This window comes from Rhodococcus sp. 2G (assembly GCF_001886355.1).
Classification (GTDB): domain Bacteria; phylum Actinomycetota; class Actinomycetes; order Mycobacteriales; family Mycobacteriaceae; genus Rhodococcus; species Rhodococcus pyridinivorans.
On record NZ_CP018063.1, the window covers coordinates 2,429,683 to 2,452,439 of the forward strand.

The window sequence follows — 22,757 nt, forward strand, 5'->3', positions numbered from 1 at the left end:
TCAGGCTCCCATCGTGTACAGGCCGGAACCGGCCGGGTTTTCGGTCATGCCGGGCGGGATCGCATACAGGCCGGATCCGGGCGGATCCTCGGTCAGCCCGGTGAAGGCGTACAGGCCCGACCCCGGCGGAGACTCGAACAACTCGAAGCCGGGGCCGCCCGGATCGATGGGCGGGAACCCGGCTTCCTCGAGCAGCCGCATCCACCCCGGGCCACCGAAGTGATGCCGGACCGACACGCCATAGGTCGTATCCACCATCGCGTTGACCGTGAACGGCCACCCGAGATAACCCTCGCCGTCGGTGACGGTCTGCTCGCCGACGTCGACGACTTCCCCGGCGAGGAACTGCCGCCCGAAGTAGATCGTGTCGACCCCGGAACCGACCTGCGAGAGCAACAGATACCGCATCCGGCGGATCTGCGAGACCGCCGGCTGATCGAACGAGATCTCCCCGGTGAACGGATCCGGGGTCACGCCGGACAGGTCGACACCGAGATTCGATTCGATGGTGTGCCGGTTGGTTTCGAGTCCCTTGAACGCCATACCGAAGACGTCGCTGGTGACGTCGGAGCGGACCGGGTTCGAGTAGCCGATCGCGTTGATGTCGGACTTCTCCATCTCGCGCGAGAGCGTGATGGCGTCCTCTTTGTCGAGCAGACCGAAATCGAAGTAACCGTCGGGCAGTTCGGCGAGCTCCCCGTCCGGGCCTTCGGTGATGTTGAGGATCACCGGCGTGGTGTCCGGGGCACCGAAGATGTGCGCGGCCTGCGGTTTGAGGATCAACTCGCGCTGGTGCCGCGCGATCTCGAGTTCAGCGACCTTCGAGGGCATGAGCGCTCTCCTGTTCTCAGTCGCACCGTGGGGTGGGATACGGGTTGTCGCGGCGTTTCTGCCGCAGTTCATCGCGGCGGATGTCGAGGTCGCGGCGTTCGGTCTCGAGCTGCTGGACCTTGCGGTCGTACTCGGTGAGCAGCCGTATCGCCGACCCGCTCCCCGGTGCACTCATCAACCCGAGGACCAGCGAGTCGAGCGCGTCGTCGCGGCGACCGCGCAGATCGTCGTCGGCACGTTCGAGTTCGCGGTCCTCGTCGTTGATGCGGGCGTTGTCGCGGATGACCTGTTGGAAGTCGGCGTTGCACCGCGACTGGTGCTGTTGCTGCACCTGCGAGGTGATGACCGAGAATGCGGTCAGCAGCGACAGAGTGAGCACGACGATCGTGAAGTTGCGTGAGGACTTCGGGACGAACGGCACCAGCAACGACACGCCCCGGAGCCGGAACTGCCGGTACTGGACGATCGTGCCGGCGGCGTAAGCGGCTGCACCGACCAGCACGTAGCGGATGATGGTCTCCCACAGTTCGGTCACGAGTTACCTCCCTGTCCCGCCTCGTCGGTTCGCGGCTGCGGTGCCGGCGGATCTGTCGACGGTGGCGGGTTGTCGGATTCGGCCTTGGTGGCCTGGTGATTGCGGGCGAGCATCCACATCACGACGGCCGTCATGATCTCGTTGAGACCGATCGGCGGTGACCAGTCGAAGCGCATGAACGGCAGTTGCGATGCGATTTGGATTCCGACGGAGGTGCCCCACAGGGCCACTACGATGCCGACGACGAGCGTGCGTGTGCGCGGCGACGGTCCGTTCGGCTGTGTCACGTGGGGCACCTTCTTTCGCTCCCGGCCCGCAGGCCCGTGTGGTCATGACCGCGCCCCATCGGGTGGACCGGCGGCAGGCTCGTCGTAGCTCGGGGTGATCTTGAGCCGCGCGATGTACGAGATCGCGGTCTGGATGATCGTCTTGAGCACGAGCACGCCGAGGGTTGCCCAGGCGGCACCGTCGAGGAAATCGAAATCGCTGATCGCCAGGGCGAGGACCGACAGCAGTGCGAACCCGAGGTCGATCGCGAGGCCCTGGACGAAGGTGCGCCACGATCGGTTGCGGGCGTCGACGACGGTCAGCTCCTCGCCACGGCTGGTGACCGCGGTCAGGTTCGGCAGCAGCTCGGGGGCGCCGCGTCCGAGCAGCGCCCCGGTGCCGGCCTCACGCGCGTAACCGGAGAGCTGGCGGCGGAAGGCCTCCTGATTTCGCTCCCACTCTTCGCGGGCCGCGTCGGCGGCTTCGCGGCGCACGATCTCCCAGAACGGCAGCTCCTCGCCACCGGTATCCGGGTTGTCGCTGGCATGGTCTGCGGGCATGGTCGTTCCCCTCTCAGCTGGTGCCGAGGATCTCGGCGAGGATGGGGTCCCATTCGGAGATCGGTCCGCTGCCGCCGTCGTTGGGCGCTGGGTCGGCGAGCAGGGTTCCGAGCTTGTTCGGGGCGGTGAACCGGTACTGCATCGCCCGGTACGGACCTTGGCCGTTCTGCCCGTTCCACTGGGAGACGATCATCACGAACTGGCCCTTGGTGCCGTCGGGCTTCTCGAACTTGCTGTCGGGGTGGACGTAGCAGCCGTAAAGGTTCGCTTGCACGTCGTAGCCGACCGGGAACAGCCCGGAGCCGCGCACGGGCCGCAGCTTCGGGGCCGTGCCCCAGTTCACGCCCGAGATGGGGCCGTAGCCGGTGCGGACGAACGCCTCGTAGGCGCCGGCATCGAACCCGGAGAATACCCAGTGGCCCTGGATCCAGCGCAGCCCGATCTCCCCGAGCCGGGCGCCGGCGGGCAGGATGTCGCCGGGTTCGTGATCGGCCGGGTTGGCCTTCCACTGCCACTGGTTGTTCAGCCAGCACCAGCCCTCCCACTTGGCGGGGTCGAGGATGTCGGCCTCACGCACCCGCCACAGCAGCGCGTTCTTGTTGCGGGCGAGCCCACCGGTGCTGATCGCGTAAACCCAGCCGTCGCGGCCGCGGTCCCAGGTCATCATCACGCGCTGGCCGCGGAACGCCGAGGTCGACCAGCGCGAGGACGCCCCCACCCCGGGGGTGGCGTAGCTGGTGCCGTTGTGCCAGGTCTCGCCGCTGTCGTCCGAATACCAGATCTCGCACCATTTTTCGTTGCCGAGACCTTGCGTGATCATCACCCAGAGGTATAGGCGCGAGCCAATCACAACTACGTCGCATGGCAGCACGGTGGAGAACTCGCCATTGGCATGGACGTACGGCCACAACTGGTCCCCGCCGCGGCACGCCCCGTCGATCACGATCGGCTGGGTCATGTCCCGCGTCGGCGAGGTGACGATCACCGGTGAGCGCCAGTCGGGGCCGCCGGCGATCTGTGTGGTGCCGCCGAAGGTGTCGCCGAAGACGTAGCCGACCCGGCCGTTCGGCATCACGAACGGGATGCCCAGGTCGGTGCCACCGATCGGCCGCGCGATGTTCCCGATCGGATTCAGATCGCGGATCTTGGTCACGGTTCAGCTCGCGTCGTTCTGGAAGGGCGCAAGCACCGTGGCGACGTCGACATTGTTCGCCGACGCGATCGCCTTGAGCAGCGCATGATTGGCCGCGGCGTACGAGGCAGCGTCCTTCGCGTCACCGCGCAGGGTGTCGCGCTGATCGACCTTCGCGGCGAGGGTGGTCAGGCCGCGGCGCGGCAGCCACGAGGTGTTCTCCCGCAGGATCCGCTTGACCGAGTCCCACAGCGAGACCGGGCCGCGGGTGCCGGGCAGTCCCTCGTCGTACTGGGTGTGCCCGCGAGTGAGATCCCACGCGAGGATGCCGACCTTGTCCTGGATCGAGCGCACGGTGCGACGTCCGAGTTCGGTTGGGAATCCCCCGTAGACCTCGACGGCGTGGCCGGTGTCGGTGCCTTCGAGTTCGTTCTGAACGTCTGCTGCTGTAGCCACGGTGTTTCCTTTCGTTGGTGAAGGCACCTGCGCCTTCGAGCTGGTGGGGGTCTTCGCCGCGGTGGGGCCGGCGAGGGGTTCGGTGGCGCCGGCGCGGGCGAGCCACGCGGCGGGGTCGAGGGCTTTGCCGCCCAGGCGGCCGGGTGCGGACCACACCTCGAAATGCAGGTGCGGGCCGGTGGATTGGCCGGCGGATCCGACATAGCCGATGAGATCGCCGGCCTTGACCCGGTCACCGGCGCGCACGAGGATGTCGCGGTGCTCGAGGTGGCCGAAGATGAAGTCCTTGCCCACCTGGTGCTGGGCGTCGATCCAGATCCAGTTGCCGAACCCGTCGACGGTGTCGGCGGCGCGGTCCTTGCCTTCGATCACGACGCCGCCGGTCGGTGCGTAGATCGGGGTCTTGGCCGGGACGGGATAGTCGTCGCCGTTGTGGTGCTCGCGCTTGCCGGTGACCGGGTTGGTGCGCGGGCCGTAGCCGCTGCCGCGGACCTTGGCGATGGGATGTACGACCTTGGCGGGCATCAGGCGCCTCCGGTGAGCTCGTCGATGATCTGCTGCCAGAGCGGGCCACCGTCGTCGGCGCCGAGGTCCAGGCGGCGGATGTCGTCGCGGAATCGGGCGATGTCGTAGGTGCGGCCCTCGGCGTAGCCGGGATCCCACTTGCCCTGCACCGAGGTGCCCTGGTGGAACTTCACCCACCGGTAGTCCCCCGGCACCCCGGCGACCTTGCACACCACATGCGACTGGATCAGCGCCGCGCGGTACTGGGCGTCGGTCATCGGCACCACGCCCGGGTACTGGATCTCGCAGCCCCAGGTGAGCTTGTTGAACAGTCCCGTGCGGGGCAGCGGTGCGGTGTCCCAGCCGCCGGAGGCGCCGGCATGGTTGGCGGGGTGCGCGGCGATCAGCCACAGGCGGCCGTTGCGGTCGAGTGCGGTGTTGCACAGCGGGCCGGGCAGGTCCCAGCGGCCGTCGACGAGGATGCGGTCGAATCCGATCGTGAAGCCGCCGGCGGTGTGGTGGTTGACGATGCCGCGGTAGTCCGAGGTCTGCCCGTTGCCGCGGCTGTAGCAGCCGTCGACCTCGTTGACTTCGACCCCGAGATTGCGGCAGCCGTCGCGTACGGCCTTGGCGAACGAGACACTCATCGCGACTGCCCTTCCAGGTTCGGATGCTGCCGGGACGGCGGGGTGGACGGATCGGCGATCGGGCCGTCGAGGCTGTAGCGCGGCGGGTTCGCCTCGAGGTCGTCCGGGTCGTAGCCGGGCAGCAGATACGGCGCCGACGGCGGGGCGTCGAGTTCGCCGGTCACCTGCACGTCCCCGTTCGGGAGGGTGTCGAAGGTGATCGCGACGGCGTCGTACTCGACGTCGGGGTCGTCGTCGAAGTCGACCGCGGCGGCGAGATTGCGGCGCACATGGTCTTCGACCGCGCCGATGTTGTTTCCGCCGCGAGCGATCCGGTGGTAGATCATCGTGGGTCTCCTATCCGGCGGTCGGGTAGTTGAGCAGGCAGGTCAGCACCCCGCCCTGTGGGAAGCCGCCGAGGATGTAGGGCACACCGGTGCCGGGCTGCCCTGGATTGGGTCCGGCGGTCATCGGCTTGAGACGGATGTCGTTGCCGGCGGTCGGCGCCCAGATCCGGCCCACGGACACGCCCTTGACCAGGGCGACCTTGATGGGCCAGTTCATGTAGCCGTCCCCGGAATTGGTGTTCAGCTCGCCGTCGCACCACCGGTCGTCGATGTTCGACTCGGGAGTCAGCCCCGGGGGCAGGTCGATGGTGATATCCCCGGAGCCGAGGTCGTACCCGGATGTGCCCCAGCGGATTTCGGCCTCTGCCCAGACGATGCCGTCGATCTTCTTGTAGCGGCCGCGTCGCACCCCACCGGAACCGAGGACGACCGTGCCGGCGGGGTTGGAGCCGAAGCCCTGGAATCGCAGTACCGGATCCCAGTTCGTCCACGCATTCGACGCTGCGGAGACCACCGACAGGGTGCTGTTGCCGGCGCCGTCGTTGGCGCTGACCCGATACACCGACCCGGCGGCTTCGATCTGCGCGCCGACCGGTAGATCCACCACGGCGAGCTGGTCGGTCTGCGACGCCTGGAACGGTCCGCCGATACCGCCCCACACCCGCACGTCGAGCACGTCGGAGGCGGCGATGGTGGTGATGTTCTGCCGTACCCGCACCACCGCGATCGGCACCTCGTAGATCCCGCCGGGGGTGCGGGTCAGTGCCGGGCGCACCGTCGAGCCGGGGGTGCCCTGCTTCGAGAACAGGGTCACCGAGCTGGACAGGCCGTTCCAGGTGAACCGCAGCCCGACGATGTCCAGGCGCACCCCGGAGGCGGTGTTGGCGGGCAGCTGGATCGACTGGACCGCCGATTCGGTGTAGAGCACACCGCACACCAGCGCCGATCCGGCAGCGAGGGTGATCGTGCGGGTGCCCGACGAGGTGGCTTTCAGTGCGCTGGCCGTGTCGACCACCGCTCGGCCGGCGGCGCGTGCGAATCGGCCGGCCTCCTGCGATTCGGTGACAGTGCCTTGGAATCCGGCGACGGTGGCTACCACTTGCTCTACCTCCTGGCCTGTTGGGTACGCAGCTGCGCGGTCAGACGCGCGACCGCTTCGATGACTTCTTCCGGTCGGCCCGGGGCCGCCGGTCCGCACTGCGGGGTGTAGGTGATGGGCTTGCCCGGCTGCTCGTCGAGTTCGACCTCGGTGATCTGGGCGCGGAACAGCCCGCCGGCGATCCGCGCGTAGGCGTAGTGCCCCAGTTCCCAGTCGAGACCGAATCGCCACGGGTTCTCGTCGACGACGGTGAACCGCACGGTCTTGCCGCCGGCCTTGGCCGCGAGGGCCGCCCGGGCCGCGGTGGCGGCGTCGGTGGCCTCACTGTTGTTGTCGACGTACAGCTCCGGCAGCGCGAACCGGCCCTGCGCCGCGGCGGCGTCGACGTCGACCCACTCGGAGAAGGTGCGGTCGGTGCCCGATCCGGGCCCGCCGACATACGCGCGGTTGGCGGTGCGGGCGGTCGACGACAGACTCCACGTGGCGAGCTGCTCCTGCTGCCAGAGCAGGTTGCGGTTGTCGACCGGGGTGATGACGTCCACGATCAGGGTGCCCGGCTCCGGCTCGAAGGTCATCGCCGCCGGCAACGGGTCACCGGTGCGCCACATGCGCACGTCGATGCCGTAGCCGTGCGCGGCGAGCGCATCGCCGATCAGCTCGGAGAGGGTGATCATCCGCGCCGACAACGTCACCGTCGGCGACGGATCGGGATCCGTGGCCGGCACCACGACCATCGGCACGCCGAGCCGGTCGGCGGCGTCGGCGATGTAGCCCTTGACCACCGTCTCGAGCGGGCCGGTGCGGGTGTCGGACTCGTGGCCGGCCTGCTCGGCGGGGCTGCCCGTCGGGAAGGCGACGGCAAGCATCGCATCGAACCAGATCCGGTCCCCGACGATCGTCAACTCCAGCGACGGACCTTCGCCCTCGTCGAGAAATTCGGCGTTGTGGATCCGGCCGGTGAACGGTCGCGTCGCCGCGGTGTCGGCCTTGAACAGCACCGGCCGGATATCGGCGTCGAGCACGGTGGTCAGCAACGCATCCGAGGGTTGGCCGGGGATGACGATCGAGCCGGTGTGCGCGTCGGTCCACGACCACTTGATCGTCGCGGACTCGTGCCCGGTGATCGGCTCGACCAGCCGGTTCGCCGCGTCGTAGACGAGGTAGTTCGGTGTCGCCGGCATCAGTACGGCCCCAGATACAGCGGGGTCAGTTCGAGACGGATGTTCGCGCCCGGTCCTCCCCCGATGATGTGCACGCTGACCGGCACCTGGTCACCGACCGGGATCGGCGCGAAATCGTAGAGCTCCATCCGATCCCACGCCCGATTGCCACCCTCGTCGGTGACCGAGGTGCGGTGCGGGTCGGTGACGATCACCAACCGCTGCCCCGCTCCGAGCGCCGGCACATGGGTCATGTGGTTCCCGACGCCGACGATTGCCTGCCCCGGGCCGTCGATGATCCACGTCGGCCACGTCTCGACGTGCCCCGGATTGAGCACCTGGGCGTTGCCGGCGGCGTTGCCCGCGGAGATGTAGAACGGTGGCGCCAGGTTGGTCGGGCCGTAGTAGTTCTCCGCGGTGGACTCGACGAACGGGAAGTCCTGGGCCACGACGTCCCCGAAGTACAGGGGCATCTCCGCGCCGAGACTGATGTCGTAGGACTGGCGGCCGCGGACATCGGGCATCGGACTCATCGACTCGGCCTCGATGTCCTCGAGCCGCCCGATATAGCGGCGCGTGCCCGACGGCGAGGTGATCTGCAGCGTGCCGGGTTCGGTCGGCGAGAAACTCTCCCGGAACGCGGCGTCGAGTCCGAGCCACTGTGCGCCGCGCCGAAACGACCCGTCCGGACGCGAGACCCAGGTGTCGGCGACCGTGACCCCGAGCTGCGCGGAGAACTCCTCGAGGTCGATGCCGTGGAACCGGCGGCCCGGGGCGCGGGCGGTGCGGGTGGTCTTCGGTGTGAAGGTGGGCAGCATCAGCGATTCGAGACCGGAGGTCAGCGTCACTCCTTCGGTGCCGCGCATCAGATCCCAGGTCACCCCGAGGTGGCTGATCCACTTGACGTCGATGGAGGTCTGCATCAGATCTGCCCTGCCGTCTGCGCGAACGCCCGTTTGGTGGCGAGCCTGGTCTTGCGTTCGAGATCGGCACCGGTGTTGACCGTCTGGTGCTCGACGTGCTGGCCGATGATCTGTGCGCCGGACAGATCCACCGACACCAGCGCCTGCCGATCGGCAGCGGAGAGCACCTCGTCGACGGACATCGAGGTGAGCCGGTCCAGGATCGGGATGAGCTTGTCGTCGAAGCTGCGGGTCATGTCCGCATCGAGGACCCGCTCGGGACGGATGATGTCCTTGAGCATCAGGCCGCGGCCGTACGCGAGCCCACCGTCGTCGTAGCCGCCGGCACGGTTGTAGGCGGCGAGCAGGTTGCCGTATCGCGACTGCGCGTACCGCATCGACGCCGCGATGTTCGCCCGCGGATCCCAGATATCGTTGACGAAAGCCGGGTCGCGGTACGCCGCGAACGTCGGGTCGATCACCTGCATCAGGCCCTTGGACGGTGTGCCGTTCGCAGCGTTCGAGTCCCACAGGTTGATCGCCCGCGGATCACCACCCGATTCCTGATTCATGCGCCGCAGCACCGAGGACGTCCACGACAACGGGTGCCCGTACAGGGCGAGCAGTTCCTCGACGAGCGGGCGCCACCGCTGCACCCCGGCCCCACCCGGATCGGCATACCCGAGGGTGGGTTCGACCTCGTCGGCCTTGCCGCGCAGGAAATCACCCACCCCGGTCTTGAACTTCTCGAACGCGAGCTTCGGCAGCTTGCCGATGTCACCGCCCCCGAAATCGGGGATCGCGTCGCCGATCGGATTCATCACACCCTCGAAGGCGTCGGCAACCCGGTTACGCAGCCACCCGAACAGGCCACCGCCTCCGGACGAACCGACGTCGGCCGATACAAGCTGCCCGTCCGAGGTGACCATGCGATTCATCGCCCAGTGCACGTGATCGGAGTGTCCACCGATCGGGCCGATCGGCCGGCCCTCGTCGATGTTCGGACCCGGATCCCAGAACAGCTCGAGCGCGTCAGGGTAGGTCCGGGCGATCCACGAGGCGATCTGCTGCATCGGGCCGCCGAGGTCGATCGCCGCACCGGCCATGTGGAAGTCGTATCCGGAGCCGACGTCCTGGAATCGGGTGCCGGAGGTCAGCACGGCGCCCGGGAAGGCGGTGCGCACCGCATCCCACATCGCCCGCTGGATATCTGTCGTGAGAACCGCGCCGCCCTGGACCCGGCCGCCGCCGGCGTAGTGGAACAGATCCGACTCACCCATTCGGCGCGGACGGTTGTTGAGCCGGTCGAGGGTGTCGTATCCGATCGCACGAGCAGCTTCGGTGCGCACGACGTACTCGCCGTTGGACAGCATGGCCGGAACCTTGTCGTCGGTCGGGCCGCCGGCACCGAACACCCGGCCGCCGGTCGCGTAGTGGGCGAGTTCGCCGAGGTGCGCCTCGGGCAGCTCCGGAAGGTTGAGCCACCCGGCGACCTTGTTCCATGCCGCGCGGATGCCGTTGTTGTAGACGGTGTCGACGACGAACCGCACGGGCTTGGCGGCGATGGCCTTGATTTTGTCCCAGACTTGACCGATGAACTCGACTGCGCTGGAGAAGGAATCGCGCACGAATCCCAGTCCGCGCTTGAGGGCTTCCCAGACCGGGAGGATGACGTTGTCCACCACCCAGCGGATGCCGTTACCCAGGGCATCCCAGGCCGGACGAATGACGCTGTTCCAGACCCAGGAGAAGAAGTCGCCGACCGCGCGCAACCCGGCGAGCAGGTTGTTCCACGCGACCTTGATGACGTTGTCCCAGACCCACATGATCCCGGCGCCGAGCGCGGAGAACATGTCCCCGAACCACCGGAGGATCGGCAGGATGATGTTGTTCCAGGCCCAGGAGATCGCGTTCTGGATCCATTCCCAGGCGGTGATCACCGCGTTGCGGAACCAGTCGACGTTGTTCCAGGCCCACACGATGGCGCCGACCAGGGCGAGCAGGGCGACGATGATGATGCCGATGGGGTTGGCGTTGAGGGCTGCGTTGAGCAGCCACTGGGCGGCGGTCATCGCTCCGGTGGCCGCCGCCGATGCCAGCATGGCCACCTTGGAGATGACGAACGAGGCGGCGATCCGGCCGTTCGCGATGACCCAGGACAACGCCGTCTGGGCGGCATGGAACGACGCGGACGCCGCCATAGCGATGAACGAGGTGGTGGCCTGCAGGGCCGTCAGCGCCCATCCGCCGGCCACCTTCAACTGGGCCAGCACCCACGCCCCGGCCACCTTCGCGGCGTTGAGAGACGCGGACGCGGCCATCGCCAGGAACGACGCGGTGGCTTTGAGTGCCGCCAGTGCCCAACCGCCGGCCACCTTCAACTGGGCCAGCACCCAGGCTCCCGCGGTCTTGGCGGCCTCGACCGTCGCCGATGCGGAGGTCTTGACGAACGAGGCGACCGCGCCGGCTTGGGTCTTGGCCCAGCCTCCGGCGTCCTTGAGCGAGCCCCACGCCGAGACTGCGGTGTCCTTCGCCGAGACCAGCGAATCCTTTACGCCGACAACTCCTTCCTTGACCGAATCGAAGACGCCCTTGGCTTCCTCGAATCCGCCGACCGCGCCACCGAGCCCGACCATCGACGCGGCCGCGGCGAGCGCATTGCCTTCCGAGTCCTCGAGAGCGCCGGTGAACTCACCGAACAGGGGCAGCACGTTGTCGTCGAGCAGACCGACGATCTTGTTCTGCATCTCCCGGCCGAACACGGTGATGCTTTCGAGCGGTCCGCCGGCGAGGACGTCCCCGGCTTCGCCCACCGACCCCTCGAACTCGCCCATCGCCGAGTCCGCATTCGAGAGCTGCTTGAGGAACATCGGGATCTTGTCGACCCCGAGATCCTCGAGCGGGGTACCGAACAGAGCGAGGGCCGCCTGCGACTGCGCCGCCGGATCCTGGATGCCTTCGAGGCCGGCCATGATCTCCCGGAACGCTGTCTTGGCAGTGTCCCCGCCGGCCAACAGGCGGTTGGTCATGTCCGTCTGGTTCATGCCGAGGATCTCGTACGCTCCGGCGGTGGCTTCGGACATGTCCGTCGCCCGGATCTGGAACTCCTTGAGGGAGTCCCCCATCTTGTCCATGCCGATCGCACCGTTCTGCGCGGCGTTGACGATCAGGCCCATCGCCTCCTGCCCGGTGAACCCGAGCCCGGTGAGGTAGCCGCCGTACTCGTCGACGATCGGCATCAGCTCGCCACGCATCGCGGGAGGCACCCGTTGGAAGGCGGCCATGAGCATGTCCGTCGCTTCTTGCCCATTGGCCGCGATGCCGTTGCGCATGAGCAGCGAGGTGGACATGGCGAGCTCGTTGACGTCCATGCCGAAGGTCTGACCCATCACCAGCAGCCGTTTGGTGAGATCCTCCATCTCGGCGTCGGTGGTATCGCCGATCAGCGCGAGCGACCCCGCAACAGCGCCCACGGCGTCGGTGACCTCGGCCATCGACCCGCCGTAATTCTGCGCGAAGACGTTGCCCGCGATCGTCCCGGCGCGTTTGGATTCCTCCGCGGTGAGATCGAGCTGGGCGCGCAGCGAGCGCTGCAGGTTGCCGCGTTCGAGTACCTCACCCATCTGCGAGGCGACGATCCCGATCGCCGCGGCCGCGCCGGTCGCGGCGCCTTTGAGGATCCCCGAGAAACCCGACCCGAAGGTGCGGGCACGGCCGGTCATCCGCTGGAAGAACGTGTCGGTCTGCTGCTCGGCCTCGCTGCTGTCGAGCCGGGCCTGCACCCGCACCACCCGGCCCTCGGCGCTGCGTTGCCCGGACTCGGCGGCCTGCAAGGCCTGCGCGGCCGCCTCCTGCTGGCGGGTGGCCTTGGCGACCTTCTCCCGGGCATCGGCGAGGCGGCCGGCATCGGTGACGCCCTTGTCGATCAGCGCCTGCAGCTTTGCCTCGGCAACGGTGACGGCGCCGGTCGTGTCGGCGTGCTTGCGCCGCGCCGCTTCCGTCTTCGCGGAGGCCTGCTCGAGTTGCTTCTGCGCCTTGCTCAACGCCGACTGGTCGACGCTCGGTTCGATCTGGTGATCGACCGGGTTTGACTGGATCTCCCGGCGCACACGCTGGAAATAGCCACGCATCGACGGCAACACGTCGACGAAGGCACTACCACCAGAGAGGTCAGGCACCGGAAGGCTCCTTTCAGTCGTCGGTCGGATCGGGCAGGGACAGGCGCTTGTAGCGGGATCCGAGCACCTTCGAGGCGATGTCGTCGTGCTCGACGTACAGTCGGTACTTCTGATACCGCTCGTGAGCGGTCAACGGACGCAGCAGATTTCGTGGGGTCTTCGGGCCACGGCCCTTGATCTTCGGGCTGGCCTGGAAGATCGACGCCTCGATACGCCGCAGCGTCTCGAGGATCGCGGTGTTGGTGTCACGGTCGCGGGTCCAGCCGACCAGCGGCGGCCGGGACGGCGACGCCTGCTGCTCCCCCGATTCCTTCTTGCGCTTGGCGATCTGCTCGGCAAGTTCGATATCGGACTTGAGCGCCGCCTCGAACCAGCCACCCTCCGGTGGGCGGTCGAGAATGCGGAACAGCTTCGCCCACGGGGTGTTGTCGTGATCGCGCACCCAGTCGTACAGATTCAGACCGAGTCCGATGAGGTCCCGTTCGATGTCCTCGCCGTACAGATCGAGGGTCTCGACCACCCGCAGGAATCCGCCGTCGGGGGGCACCAGCACCCCGAAATGACTGCGGATGTCGTCGACCAGGGCCACGAACTCCCCGACCGGCTTTTCGGCGAACACCTCGAGGATGTCGTCGGCGAGATCGTCGTCGTCGACGAGCGCCTCGAACTCGTCGTGCACCGAGACCGCGATGTCGAGGTCGCACACCGCATCGGCCGTCGGCACCGGGAGCACGACCTCGGCGCCGTCGAGATCGAAGAAGAACGGTCCCACCGCCTCGCTCAGCAGGGTCTCGAAGAACGAAGCCGGCAGGTCCGTCTCGTGGTCGTCCACCTACCGGCGCCGGCGACGCCGCTCGAAACGGTTGACGGCCTGGCGCTCCTCGAAACGACGGGCGTCGAGACCGAAGTACTCGAACAGATCCCGTTGCCACTCGATGAACTCATCCCACGGCAGCGCCTCGATGTACGGCTCGGCGGCGTCGTACTGGTCGAGCAGCAGCAACCGCAGACCCTGCCGCAGCGTGGTCTTGTCCGACTGCAGCTCGAGCATCGTGCCGGTGTCGGGTTCGTGCACCGCGAACTCGGGGCTATCGGCGAGGACGAAGCGGTACGGCTCCTTCGTCGACGTCGTGCCGCCGAACCGCTTGACGTTGCCCGACGTGCGGGAGCCGATCTCGATGGGTGCTTCGCTCACAGCTGTTCCTCCTGGGTGTCCGCAACCGGTGCGGCTTCGGTGATGGGTTCGGCCGGGGCCTCAGCCGCGGGAGCCTTCCGGCGACGAGGCCGCGGCGCTGCCTCGGCAGGTTCGGATTCGAGGTCGGCCGGTACGTCCTCGACCACGGACTCCGCCACGGGGGCCGACTCCGGTGCCGCGTCGGCGACCGGAACCTGCGCCGTCTGCGGAACGTCCTTCCCCTGTTCGGGATCGGCCACGCGGTACTTGCGGGCGAGCAGCTCGCCTTCCTCCGCGCGGGACGACGGGGTGAACCGCCGGCCATCCGGGGCGATCAACTCGCGTGGCTCCCAGTTCGACGCATCGAATGTGCGCATCGTGCCCATGTTCTTCCTGCTCCGTTTCTCGCGCGCCCGGGCGCGGTAAGGGTTCGACACCGTCAGGCGATGTCAGGAGATGGTGACCGTGCCCGACGGGGTCAACGACGCACCGGAACCGGTCAGGGTGCCGACCTTGGCGACGTCGATCTTCACCGTGTAGGGGCCACCCGCCGTACCGGTGACCGTGACGTCACCTGCATCGAGGGTCGACAGTGCCTCGAGTGCCGCCTGCACCGCCGCAGCGGTGGCGTTGAACGCGATGCCGGCGGTGGTCTGCCCACCGAACGAGAGGGTGAACGTGCCGCCGGTCGGGTTGCCACCGATGGTCACCAGGTAGTTGACGACCGGATCGAACCCGGCTTCGGTGAGCAGGTTCTTCCAACCGGGACCACCGAAGTGGTGCCGGACCGACACCCCGTAGGCCGTGTCCACCATCGCGTTGACCGTGAACGGCCACCCGAGATATCCCTCACCGTCGGTGATGGTCTGCTCGCCGGTCTCGGCGACCTCACCGGCAAGGAACTGCCGGCCGAAGTAGATCGTGTCGACACCGGAGCCGACCTCGGAGAGCAGCATGTAGCGCTGGCGGCGGATCAGCGCGACCGCGGGCTGATCGAACGAGATCTCCCCGGTGATCGGATCGGGGGTCACACCGGAGAGGTCGACACCGAGGTTGGTCTCGATGTTGAACCGGTTCGTCTCCAGTCCCTTGAACGCCATACCGAAGATGTCGCTGGTGATGTCGGAGCGGACCGGGTTCGAGTAGCCGATCGCGTTGATGTCGGACTTCTCCATCTCGCGCGAGAGCGTGATGGCGTCTTCCTTGTCGAGCAGCCCGAAATCGTAGTAGCCGTCGGGTAGTTCGGCGAGCTGGCTGTTCGGCCCTTCGGTGATGTTGAGCACCACCGGGGTTGTCTCGGGGGCACCGAAGACGTGAGCGGCGCGGGGCTTGAGGATCAACTCGCGCTGGTGCCGAGCGATCTCGAGCTGTGCGACTTTGCTGGGCATGGGGATTGCCTCCTTCGTCGTGGAAACAAGAAAGCCCACGACGATTCGCGGGCTGATCAGATGTCGGTATTCGGTTGTGCGCCCGGTCAGGCCGGGCGGGGCCGCATCAATCCGGCCTGATACCAGGCGGTCTTGCGGATGCGGTCCGGGTTCTCGTACGGCGTGGACTCCGGCGGAACGTCGGTGCGGCAGAAATCGATGGTGACGCGCCGGCCGTCGAGCACGAACACTTCACCGCCGAGCGCGAGCATTCGGTCACGCACCGTCTCGGAGAGGTCGTTGACCTCGTCGTAGGACGGGGCGAAACACGAGATCTCGAATCGCGGGTAGTCGGTGATCCCGTCGTCGGTGCCACCGACACGGTTGACCCGGATGCCGATCTCGACATCCTCGGGGGGCGGATCGATGTCCGTCCACCCGAGATCCTCGAGCGCGAGGATGACCAGCTTCTCCGCATTGGCGAACGGCAGCGGCGTGGAGACGACCATCACCGTCTCCCGCTACGGCTGTTCGCCGCGTGCCGGGCGGCCTGCAACCGGTTCGCACCGCGCGAGCGGCGGGTGCCGAACTCGGCCGCCAGCGGGTTACGCACCGCCGGGGACGGCGGCACCACGATCCGGTAACCGGGCCGGCCGTCGTAGCCGCGGGACGGCACGACCTTCGCCGCGCGGCCGAACGATCCGCCGAGAGCCGCCTTGCCACGCTCGGCCGCAGCACGCACAGCCTTCTGCACCTTCGGTGAGGCCATGATCTGTTTTGCGTCCCGTGAGGTCCACGTGAATCCGCCTCGGGCCATTACCCTCTCCATTCGGTCAGGAACCCACCGACGTAGACGTCGAATCCTTCGTCGTCGTAGTGGGTCTGCAATTCGCCGTCGACCTGCAACCGACGCGGCCGGCCACCGTCGTCGACGATCCCGTCGACCGTCGCGACGCTGGTGGTGCGTTCCGGAAACCCCGGCGGTGCAATGATTTTCCAGCGTGATTCGCTGGCCTCACCGTCGTCTCGGCGTTCCTCGGACTGCACCGGCTGCACCGCGCATCCGGGGTAGTCCACGGTCGGGCCGTCCACGTACTCCCCGAACCGGAGCTTCGTCCGCGGGGTGAGGTGCACGGTCTGCTCGCCGAGATCGTCGAACATCAGTAGTCCCCGACCTTGAACGACCACACCGGACCTGCCCGGAACGGGATGCCGAGCAGCTCCTTGTGGAAGTCGGTGAACCTCAGCAGCTCCCCCGGGTTGGTGAGGGTGCCGCTGCGTGATACCTCGCCGGTGGTCTTGGAGAACGACGAGAGCCCGAGATACTGCTCGGACGCCAGGGCGGCCTTCACAACCTGGATCGACACCAGCTTCGCGTTCGGGTCGTCCGGCGCGATGTCCGGCTTACGCTCCCGGATCCACGACGCCGCGGCGTCGAGCATCATCTGCGCGTCGACCTGCTGCCAGGCCGGCAATGGCCGACCGCGGAAGGTGATGTCGTCGGGAATCGCGAAGGCCGCCACCGGTCACTCCGTCAGGGAGGCGATCAGCTGGGGCTTGGTCAGCGCCCGCGCCTCGTCCTCGGCCATGCCGCGGAACACGGCGTAGGCGACCCAGTCCTCCTTGTCGGCAGCCTGCTTCGGCCGCGCGACCACACCATCGGTCTCGGTGCCGCCGGCCTGCGAGGTGGCGACCTCCGGGTCCTCGACGCCGGCCGCGACGAGCAGCTCCGCGTCGTCGACCTCGACCACGAGCCCGTCGTCGAGCAGACGCTTCTTGTCCTGCGCCGACAGGTACGGGATGACCGAACCCTCGTAGTAGTAGCCGACGTGACCGGCCTGGTTCTTCGCGACGACCAGCGCCGCGGCCGCGTAGACCGTCATGCCGCGACCCCCGTGATCTTCCACGCCGCGCGAGGCTCGACGACGATCGGGACGGTGACGCGGCGGCAGCGCAGCCGCCACTTGTCGTCGTCGTCCTTACGGATGGTCTTGGCCTGCACACCGACACCGTCGGTGCTGACATAGCCCGGACCCTGCAGGTTCTCGTCGGCCATGCCGCCGAGCTGCGTGGAGTCGAGCACCAGCGCCTGGCCCGCGACCGGCAGGTTCGGCGTGGGCAGGAACCGCAGGTTCGCGATCTCCGGCAGAGAACCGGTGTAGATGGGGCTGTCCTGCGACTCACGCGCGAGCAGCGTCGAGATCTTGTCGTCGCTCATGATGTTCGCGAACGTCAGGTCGTCGATGACGACCGTGTCGGCCTCGAACCCTTCGTTGAGCGCCCGGATATTGGCGACCGCCCGCAGCACGTCCCGCAGGATCGCCGGAGCCGCACCGGTACCGGACCACGGTGCAATCGCCGCGGTGGACTGGGTGACCTGCGAGGCGATCGCACCGAGCGCCACGCCGTCGATGGTCTTGACCATCTGGTTGACCAGCTTGATCAGGGCGCGGTTGACGGGGTCGATCTTCTGCCGCGAGATCGCCTCGTCGGTGATCTCGACGTCCTGGCCCCACTTGACCGTCTTGGCCAGCTGAGCCGTGCCCGTCCCGATCGAGGTGAGTGGGTACTCGGCACCCGGGGCCACCGCCTCCGGGGGACGCTCGGAGTAGATCGTCTCGCCCTGCTCGTACTGCACCGAACCGGAATCGGTGGTGTACCGCCCGGTCAGCAGCACATCGGCGATGAACCGCTGCTCGGCGAGCGTGCGCAGGCGCCGCGCGATCAGCGTCGGATCGTTGAGGAACCGGCTGATCGTGGTGAAGTCGCCCGACAACGTGGGTGCGGGCGGCGGGTAGGTGATCGGCATGATGTGTGCCCCTTCTCCTTCGTGTGCGCCCGTTACCGAGCGAGCTTGACTCGGACCTTGCCGCCGGACGCCGCCGCGAGAGCGATGCCGACGACCTGCGAGTAATCGGTGCCGGCACCCAGATCGGCGACCGCACCGGCCGCAGCCGGAATCACCCGCGCGCCGGCAGCGATCGCTCCGGACGCGGCGAGTTCGTGCACGCCCTCGCAGAGGACGGTGACCTTCTCACCCACGGGGGCGTCGAAGGCGGCGACACCGAGCCACGCGCCGGTCGCGGCGGTGGTCGCGGCGACGGTGTCGTTACCGGAGACGGCGACGAGCTGGCCGCCCGTCACCGCCGCTGAGGTGGTGCGCGTGATGCCCTGGCCCGGGCGGAAGTGCGGAGTGTGGTCAGGCATGGCTCAGGATTCCTTTCCGAACAGGGCGGCGTAGGTTTCGTCGCCCGCGGACTCGTCGTCGTCGACGCTGTGACCGGCCTCGGCGTACGGGATCAGGCCCTTCTCCATGCCGTCGAGCACCGAGCGGGTGCCCTCGGCATCGGCGGCCATCGCGTTGACCCAGTGGTCGCGGCGAGCCGGGGGGATCTTGCCGTCGCGGATCGCGGCGTCGACGACGGCCTCGTTCGCCTCCCGGATCTGCTGAGCGCGTGCCTGATCGCCCCGCTCGGCCTTCGAGCGCAGGTCGTCGATCACGCCTTGCTCGACCGCGACGAGACCCGCAGCGCGAACCGCAGCGACGGCCTGGTCGAGGCTCGGCGCCGCGGACACCGCGGCGGCCGGGGTGGCTTCGGCGCGTTCGTCGAGTGCCTCGTCGAGCGCGGCCACGATGGTGTCGTCATCGGCGTCGGCTCCGATGCCGAGGCGCTCCGCGAGAGATTCCTTCAAGGTGGGCATCGGCCCCTCCTTCTTATCGGCCTCCGCCTCGGCGGCAGAGGAACTCCGGGCGTACCGACCGGTGCCGGCACGATTGAAAATCGACAGGTCGAAACGGTTGCTCGCCTGCTCCACCGCCTCGACATCACGCTGCCCGCTGGCAGCGATCACACCGTCGGCGAGCCCGGCGGCGACGGCCTCGTCTGCCGAATACCAGGTGTCGTCCGCCATGACCTGCAGCCAGTCCTCGACCGTGCCGCCGGCCTTGGCCGCATACACCGCGGCGATGTTGCGGTCCTCGTGCTCGAGGTCGCGGGCGCTCTTGGCCATGTCATCGCCGTTGCCGACGCACAACGACCACGCCTTGTGCACGAAGATCTTCGAGTTGGCCATCACGTGCAGCTCGTCCACACCGGCCGCGATGAACGAGGCAGACGAGGCGGCGATACCTTCGACGACCGCCACGACCTTCGCCGAGTGGGCGCGCAGGGCGTTGAGGATCGCCAGCGCCTCCCATACCTCGCCGCCGGGCGAGTTGATCAGCAGCCGGATTTCGCTCGTGTCCTCGGGCAGCTCGTCGAGAACGTCGACGAACTCCTTCGCCGAGATCCCCCAGTAGCCGCCCCACGAGTCGATCGGGTCGTACAGACGCAGCGACACCGTGCCCGCCTCCCCTGATTTCGGGGCGGGACTCTCAGCACGAATAGCGGTGCGCTGGAACGCTTTCGGGTTTCGCAGGAACGGATTCACTGCTGACTCTCCTCAGGGGTGGGGTTCTCCGGCGGCGTCCACGGCTCCTCCGGCGCGGGGGTGTCCTTCGACGGCAAGCCGTACTGCTGCCGCGCGTACTCCTCGAGGGACCGGTCGAGACGGATCAGACCGGCGTCGATGAGCGTCTTGAGCGCATCGGCCGTGAGATCCTGGCGCGAGCCGATCTCGTCGAACACCAACCGCGGCGCCGGCTCGTCCTCGCCGAAGTTCAGATCCACCAGATCCTCGACGACGTGCGCGTTGGCGGTATCACGCACCTCCTCGCCCTGGGTCTGCACCGACTGCACGAACGTGTCGGCCTGCACCGAGGCGAGCGCATACGATCCGCCGCGATCGAGATTCAGGAAGTGCGCCAGACCAGCGAGCGCGATCTGCCGATCGTGATACTCGATCGCCTGCCGGATATCGGGCAGGTTGCCCGACACACCGAGCAGCTTCATCTCGGCACCGGCCGGCAACCCGATACCGGAGGACTCACCGGCCCGCGCCGACGATGCCAGCTTCTGATACCGATCGATGTCGGTCTCACCCTCGGGGGCGGTGGCGACCGGGATACCCATGCCGTTACGCCGCGCGGTCGCGGCCTCGATGCGCATCAGCTCGTCCTTGAGCAGCCAATGCTTGTAGGCCGGCCGCAGCAGCGAGCTGCCCCGCCAATCGCCCGGCTCCGGATCACGCACGTAGGCGACCAGCCGCGACACCGGAATCTTGATGCCACCGTCGACGACCGTCCGCACGTTCATCTCCGGTGCCGGCGCGCGCTGCACGATCGAGTCCAGGCCGCCGTCCCGAGCGACGTTGATCCCGGCAATCGTGCGGTGCGGGCGCGGCGCCAGCTTGCGCAGGTGCGCCCGCCCGTCCTCGAGGCGGTACACCTGCTCGAAGTAGCTGTGCCCGTACGGCAGCATCAGCAGCGCCCACCGCAGGTGCTCGGCCCACGAGAACCGGCCCTTGGTGCGCGGCCGCGGCTTGTCGTCCTCGGACTCGCCGACGATCGGCAACCCCAGGTTGCGGGCGACGAACTCGGTGACCTCGTCCGAGGCGCCGTTCTTCTCGATCCGCCAGGTGGTGCGACGGATCGGCAGACCGATCGCCGAGATGACCGACGAGACACGACCGTCCTCGCGCATCATCCGGCCGTACACACCGATGGACTGGGGCCACCGCAGCTCGGGGACCTTCTCCTCGTCCATCCACTGCTGCCAGTCCATCGTCGACACGCCACCGTCGGCGCGGACGTAACCGACCTCGTAGGACGGCACAGGGGGTGCGGCGGTCTCGGCCACGAGGTCGGCTCCTTTCAGAACGCTGCGGTAAGTACGTCGAGATCACCGGAACCGGACGGCCCCGGATCGGTGCGGGCTGCCACCGCCGGCGGCGGGGGCGGCGGCTTGGCGATGTCGTAGACCTTGAGCGCCCAGTGCGCGAGCGTCACGGCCACCAACGGCGAGATGGTCATGTTCCCCTTGCGGTTCCACGCCCAGCCGCCACCGGGCAGTTCCCGCTTCGTCGCACCCTTGAGTGCGTCGGCGAGCAACGGGTCCCCGGTGTGACAGAGGTTCGCGTTGACCGCGTCGTCGTAGAACCCGCCACATGCCTGCACCATCTGCCCCGCTGTGGTGACCTCCGGTTCGATGCCGGCGGCCACGAGGTCGGGGTGCAACGAGTAGGCCGGCGAAGCCTTGTCGATCACCAGCGCACACGGATCCCACCGGTCGATCAGCGAGAGCAGAATCCGCACCAGGCCCGGCCCGGGCGCCGAGTGGTATCCGACCTCGACGTGCACCTTGACGTCGCTCGTGCGAGCCGCCGCGCCGATCGACACCCAGTTGCGGTCCGGCGACATGTCGATCGCCAGGGCGATCTTCTTGCCGAGCTTCGCGTCCCCTCTGGCCATGTCGCTCCACAGCTTCGGATCGATGATGTTCTCGGTCGCGGACTCGTCCTGATCCCAGAACTCGTCCCACACGCCGAGACCCTCACGCCGCCACCCGTCGTCGTTCGGGAGGTTCTCCCGTAGACGCAGCATCGACTCGTGCGAGGTCCGCGTCGGGTACGAAGCGTTCGCGATCTTCCACTGCTCCGGATCGTCGATGTCCCCATCGCGATCGGCGCTGCACTCGATGTACGCGCCGTTGCGCAGCTGCCCCGCGAGCGCCTTGCGGCGCTTCTTCGAGAACGCCTCTCCCGGATCGATCCCGGGCCGCGGCGGCGTGCCCAGGTAGAACAACAGCGCGCCGGCCGGATGCTGCGACTGGTTCGTCGCCGCGAGCATGTCCTCGAGGGCACGCTCGGTGAGGATCTGCGCCTCGTCGAACACCTCGACGTCGACTTCCTCGAAGCCACGCCCGAAGCCCATCGACCGGGCACCGAACATGATGATCGAGCCGTTCGTGAACGCGATCTGCTGCTCGCCGTTGGCGGTGCGCACCCCGTTCGACGGCACATACGCCGCGATGCCCGGACGCTTGACCAGCGACTGCAGCGTCTGGAACGTGCGGGTCGAGGTCCGCAGGTGGTGCGCGGTCCACACCACGGTCAGGCCCGGGAACTCGAGACACAGGGCGATGACCAGCGAGCCGACGAAGAACGTCTTGCCGACCTGCCGCGGGATGCTGATGGTGATGCCGCCGACCGTCGCCGCGTACATGCCGTCGGCGGTCTTGCCGAGCGCGATCTGCCCGACGCCCTGCTGCCACGGGTCGTGCTCGACCCGCATCAGCCGCAGCCACTTGCGGATCCCGCCGTAGCCGGTCGAGACGATCCCCTCGGGGATCACCACATGGCGGGCAGCCTCAGAGAGCTTCGGGGTCAAAGACCTCGTCGGTCGACGACGTGTTGTTGTCGTCATCCGAACCTGCCTCCGCCTTCGCCCTCTCGTCGATTTCCTCGATCGCGTCCATGAAGTCCGAGAGCCGTTTCGTCAACGCCGCGAGATCGCGGGCCGGCGTCGACGAGTCGTCGATCGCCCGCGCGCAGCGGTCGCGCATCGCGACCAACGTCGCCCGCTTGTCGCCGGCCGCCGCGGCTTGCGCGACCTCGCCCGGCCCGGCCCCGGTCACCTCGTCGCCCACCGGCGGTCCACCCCCTTGGGAAAAAACGGAGAGAGAGATTGACTCCGTCGGCGGGGCGGTCAGGAACACCCCCCCACCCGCATTTTCCCTGGT

27 protein-coding genes are annotated in these 22,757 nt (G+C 68.0%); all 27 read right to left on the bottom strand.

Features of this window, described 5'->3' with window-relative positions; all coding sequences use genetic code 11:
* The 27 genes from BO226_RS11385 to BO226_RS11515 all read right to left on the bottom strand — a co-directional run bounded on the left by BO226_RS11385 (position 1) and on the right by BO226_RS11515 (position 22,664).
* The gene (locus BO226_RS11385; protein ID WP_071935258.1) at positions 1–831 is read right to left on the bottom strand and encodes a hypothetical protein; all 831 of its coding nucleotides are present in this window, start codon (positions 829–831) and stop codon (positions 1–3) included.
* 16 nt (positions 832–847) lie between these two features.
* Positions 848–1,366, bottom strand: coding sequence for a hypothetical protein (locus BO226_RS11390; RefSeq protein ID WP_071935259.1), 519 nt, complete (start codon positions 1,364–1,366; stop codon positions 848–850).
* Positions 1,363–1,653 carry a hypothetical protein gene (locus BO226_RS11395; RefSeq protein WP_033097043.1) on the bottom strand — a complete coding sequence of 97 codons (291 nt, stop codon included), beginning with the start codon at positions 1,651–1,653 and terminating at the stop codon, positions 1,363–1,365. The genes BO226_RS11390 and BO226_RS11395 overlap by 4 nt, the downstream gene beginning before the upstream one ends.
* Before the next feature lie 42 nt (positions 1,654–1,695).
* Positions 1,696–2,193 (bottom strand): hypothetical protein, encoded by a 498-nt coding sequence (locus BO226_RS11400; RefSeq protein WP_071935260.1) that lies wholly within the window; start codon positions 2,191–2,193, stop codon positions 1,696–1,698.
* A gap of 13 nt (positions 2,194–2,206) precedes the next feature.
* Positions 2,207–3,346, bottom strand: a complete 1,140-nt coding sequence (locus BO226_RS11405; RefSeq protein ID WP_071935261.1) for a DUF4185 domain-containing protein — start codon at positions 3,344–3,346, stop codon at positions 2,207–2,209.
* Between the two features lie 3 nt (positions 3,347–3,349).
* Positions 3,350–4,306: a M23 family metallopeptidase gene (locus BO226_RS28410; RefSeq protein ID WP_071935262.1), complete on the bottom strand. Its 957-nt coding sequence runs from the start codon at positions 4,304–4,306 to the stop codon at positions 3,350–3,352.
* Complete coding sequence (locus BO226_RS11415) at positions 4,306–4,932, bottom strand: peptidoglycan recognition protein family protein (RefSeq protein WP_071935263.1); 627 nt, start codon at positions 4,930–4,932, stop codon at positions 4,306–4,308. Before BO226_RS11415 ends, BO226_RS28410 begins: the two co-directional genes overlap by 1 nt.
* Positions 4,929–5,258, bottom strand: a complete 330-nt coding sequence (locus BO226_RS11420; protein WP_071935264.1) for a hypothetical protein — start codon at positions 5,256–5,258, stop codon at positions 4,929–4,931. The genes BO226_RS11415 and BO226_RS11420 overlap by 4 nt, the downstream gene beginning before the upstream one ends.
* Before the next feature lie 10 nt (positions 5,259–5,268).
* The gene (locus BO226_RS11425) at positions 5,269–6,357 is read right to left on the bottom strand and encodes a hypothetical protein (RefSeq protein ID WP_071935265.1); all 1,089 of its coding nucleotides are present in this window, start codon (positions 6,355–6,357) and stop codon (positions 5,269–5,271) included.
* Positions 6,358–6,362: 5 nt separating this feature from the next.
* Positions 6,363–7,538, bottom strand: a complete 1,176-nt coding sequence (locus BO226_RS11430; protein ID WP_071935266.1) for a Gp37-like protein — start codon at positions 7,536–7,538, stop codon at positions 6,363–6,365.
* Entirely contained in the window at positions 7,538–8,440 is a 903-nt protein-coding gene (locus tag BO226_RS11435) for a hypothetical protein (protein ID WP_071935267.1), read from the bottom strand. The genes BO226_RS11430 and BO226_RS11435 overlap by 1 nt, the downstream gene beginning before the upstream one ends.
* Positions 8,440–12,597: a phage tail tape measure protein gene (locus tag BO226_RS28095; protein WP_071935268.1), complete on the bottom strand. Its 4,158-nt coding sequence runs from the start codon at positions 12,595–12,597 to the stop codon at positions 8,440–8,442. Before BO226_RS28095 ends, BO226_RS11435 begins: the two co-directional genes overlap by 1 nt.
* A 13-nt stretch (positions 12,598–12,610) precedes the next feature.
* Positions 12,611–13,429, bottom strand: a complete 819-nt coding sequence (locus tag BO226_RS11445; RefSeq protein ID WP_071935269.1) for a hypothetical protein — start codon at positions 13,427–13,429, stop codon at positions 12,611–12,613.
* Positions 13,430–13,792 (bottom strand): hypothetical protein, encoded by a 363-nt coding sequence (locus BO226_RS11450; RefSeq protein ID WP_071935270.1) that lies wholly within the window; start codon positions 13,790–13,792, stop codon positions 13,430–13,432.
* On the bottom strand, positions 13,789–14,148 hold the full coding sequence (locus BO226_RS11455) for a hypothetical protein (RefSeq protein WP_156895185.1): 360 nt from the start codon (positions 14,146–14,148) through the stop codon (positions 13,789–13,791). The genes BO226_RS11450 and BO226_RS11455 overlap by 4 nt, the downstream gene beginning before the upstream one ends.
* A gap of 72 nt (positions 14,149–14,220) precedes the next feature.
* On the bottom strand, positions 14,221–15,159 hold the full coding sequence (locus tag BO226_RS11460) for a hypothetical protein (RefSeq protein WP_071935272.1): 939 nt from the start codon (positions 15,157–15,159) through the stop codon (positions 14,221–14,223).
* 86 nt (positions 15,160–15,245) lie between these two features.
* A complete protein-coding gene (locus BO226_RS11465; RefSeq protein ID WP_071935273.1) occupies positions 15,246–15,647 on the bottom strand; it encodes a hypothetical protein in 402 nt (133 codons plus the stop codon).
* Positions 15,647–15,907 (bottom strand): hypothetical protein, encoded by a 261-nt coding sequence (locus BO226_RS11470; RefSeq protein ID WP_156895187.1) that lies wholly within the window; start codon positions 15,905–15,907, stop codon positions 15,647–15,649. Before BO226_RS11470 ends, BO226_RS11465 begins: the two co-directional genes overlap by 1 nt.
* Positions 15,908–15,954: 47 nt before the next feature.
* Complete coding sequence (locus tag BO226_RS11475) at positions 15,955–16,299, bottom strand: hypothetical protein (RefSeq protein WP_071935275.1); 345 nt, start codon at positions 16,297–16,299, stop codon at positions 15,955–15,957.
* Positions 16,299–16,661 (bottom strand): hypothetical protein, encoded by a 363-nt coding sequence (locus BO226_RS11480; protein ID WP_071935276.1) that lies wholly within the window; start codon positions 16,659–16,661, stop codon positions 16,299–16,301. Before BO226_RS11480 ends, BO226_RS11475 begins: the two co-directional genes overlap by 1 nt.
* A 3-nt stretch (positions 16,662–16,664) precedes the next feature.
* Positions 16,665–17,021 (bottom strand): hypothetical protein, encoded by a 357-nt coding sequence (locus BO226_RS11485; RefSeq protein WP_071935277.1) that lies wholly within the window; start codon positions 17,019–17,021, stop codon positions 16,665–16,667.
* On the bottom strand, positions 17,018–17,947 hold the full coding sequence (locus tag BO226_RS11490; RefSeq protein WP_071935278.1) for a phage major capsid protein: 930 nt from the start codon (positions 17,945–17,947) through the stop codon (positions 17,018–17,020). The genes BO226_RS11485 and BO226_RS11490 overlap by 4 nt, the downstream gene beginning before the upstream one ends.
* 32 nt (positions 17,948–17,979) lie before the next feature.
* Positions 17,980–18,345 (bottom strand): capsid cement protein, encoded by a 366-nt coding sequence (locus tag BO226_RS11495; protein WP_071935279.1) that lies wholly within the window; start codon positions 18,343–18,345, stop codon positions 17,980–17,982.
* Positions 18,346–18,348: 3 nt separating this feature from the next.
* The gene (locus BO226_RS11500) at positions 18,349–19,479 is read right to left on the bottom strand and encodes a head maturation protease, ClpP-related (RefSeq protein ID WP_232238106.1); all 1,131 of its coding nucleotides are present in this window, start codon (positions 19,477–19,479) and stop codon (positions 18,349–18,351) included.
* An 86-nt stretch (positions 19,480–19,565) separates the two neighbouring features.
* Entirely contained in the window at positions 19,566–20,876 is a 1,311-nt protein-coding gene (locus BO226_RS11505; RefSeq protein ID WP_071935281.1) for a phage portal protein family protein, read from the bottom strand.
* 14 nt (positions 20,877–20,890) lie between these two features.
* Entirely contained in the window at positions 20,891–22,372 is a 1,482-nt protein-coding gene (locus BO226_RS11510; protein WP_071935282.1) for a hypothetical protein, read from the bottom strand.
* A 13-nt stretch (positions 22,373–22,385) separates the two neighbouring features.
* Positions 22,386–22,664: a hypothetical protein gene (locus tag BO226_RS11515; RefSeq protein ID WP_071935283.1), complete on the bottom strand. Its 279-nt coding sequence runs from the start codon at positions 22,662–22,664 to the stop codon at positions 22,386–22,388.
* Between the last annotated feature and the right edge of the window lie 93 nt (positions 22,665–22,757).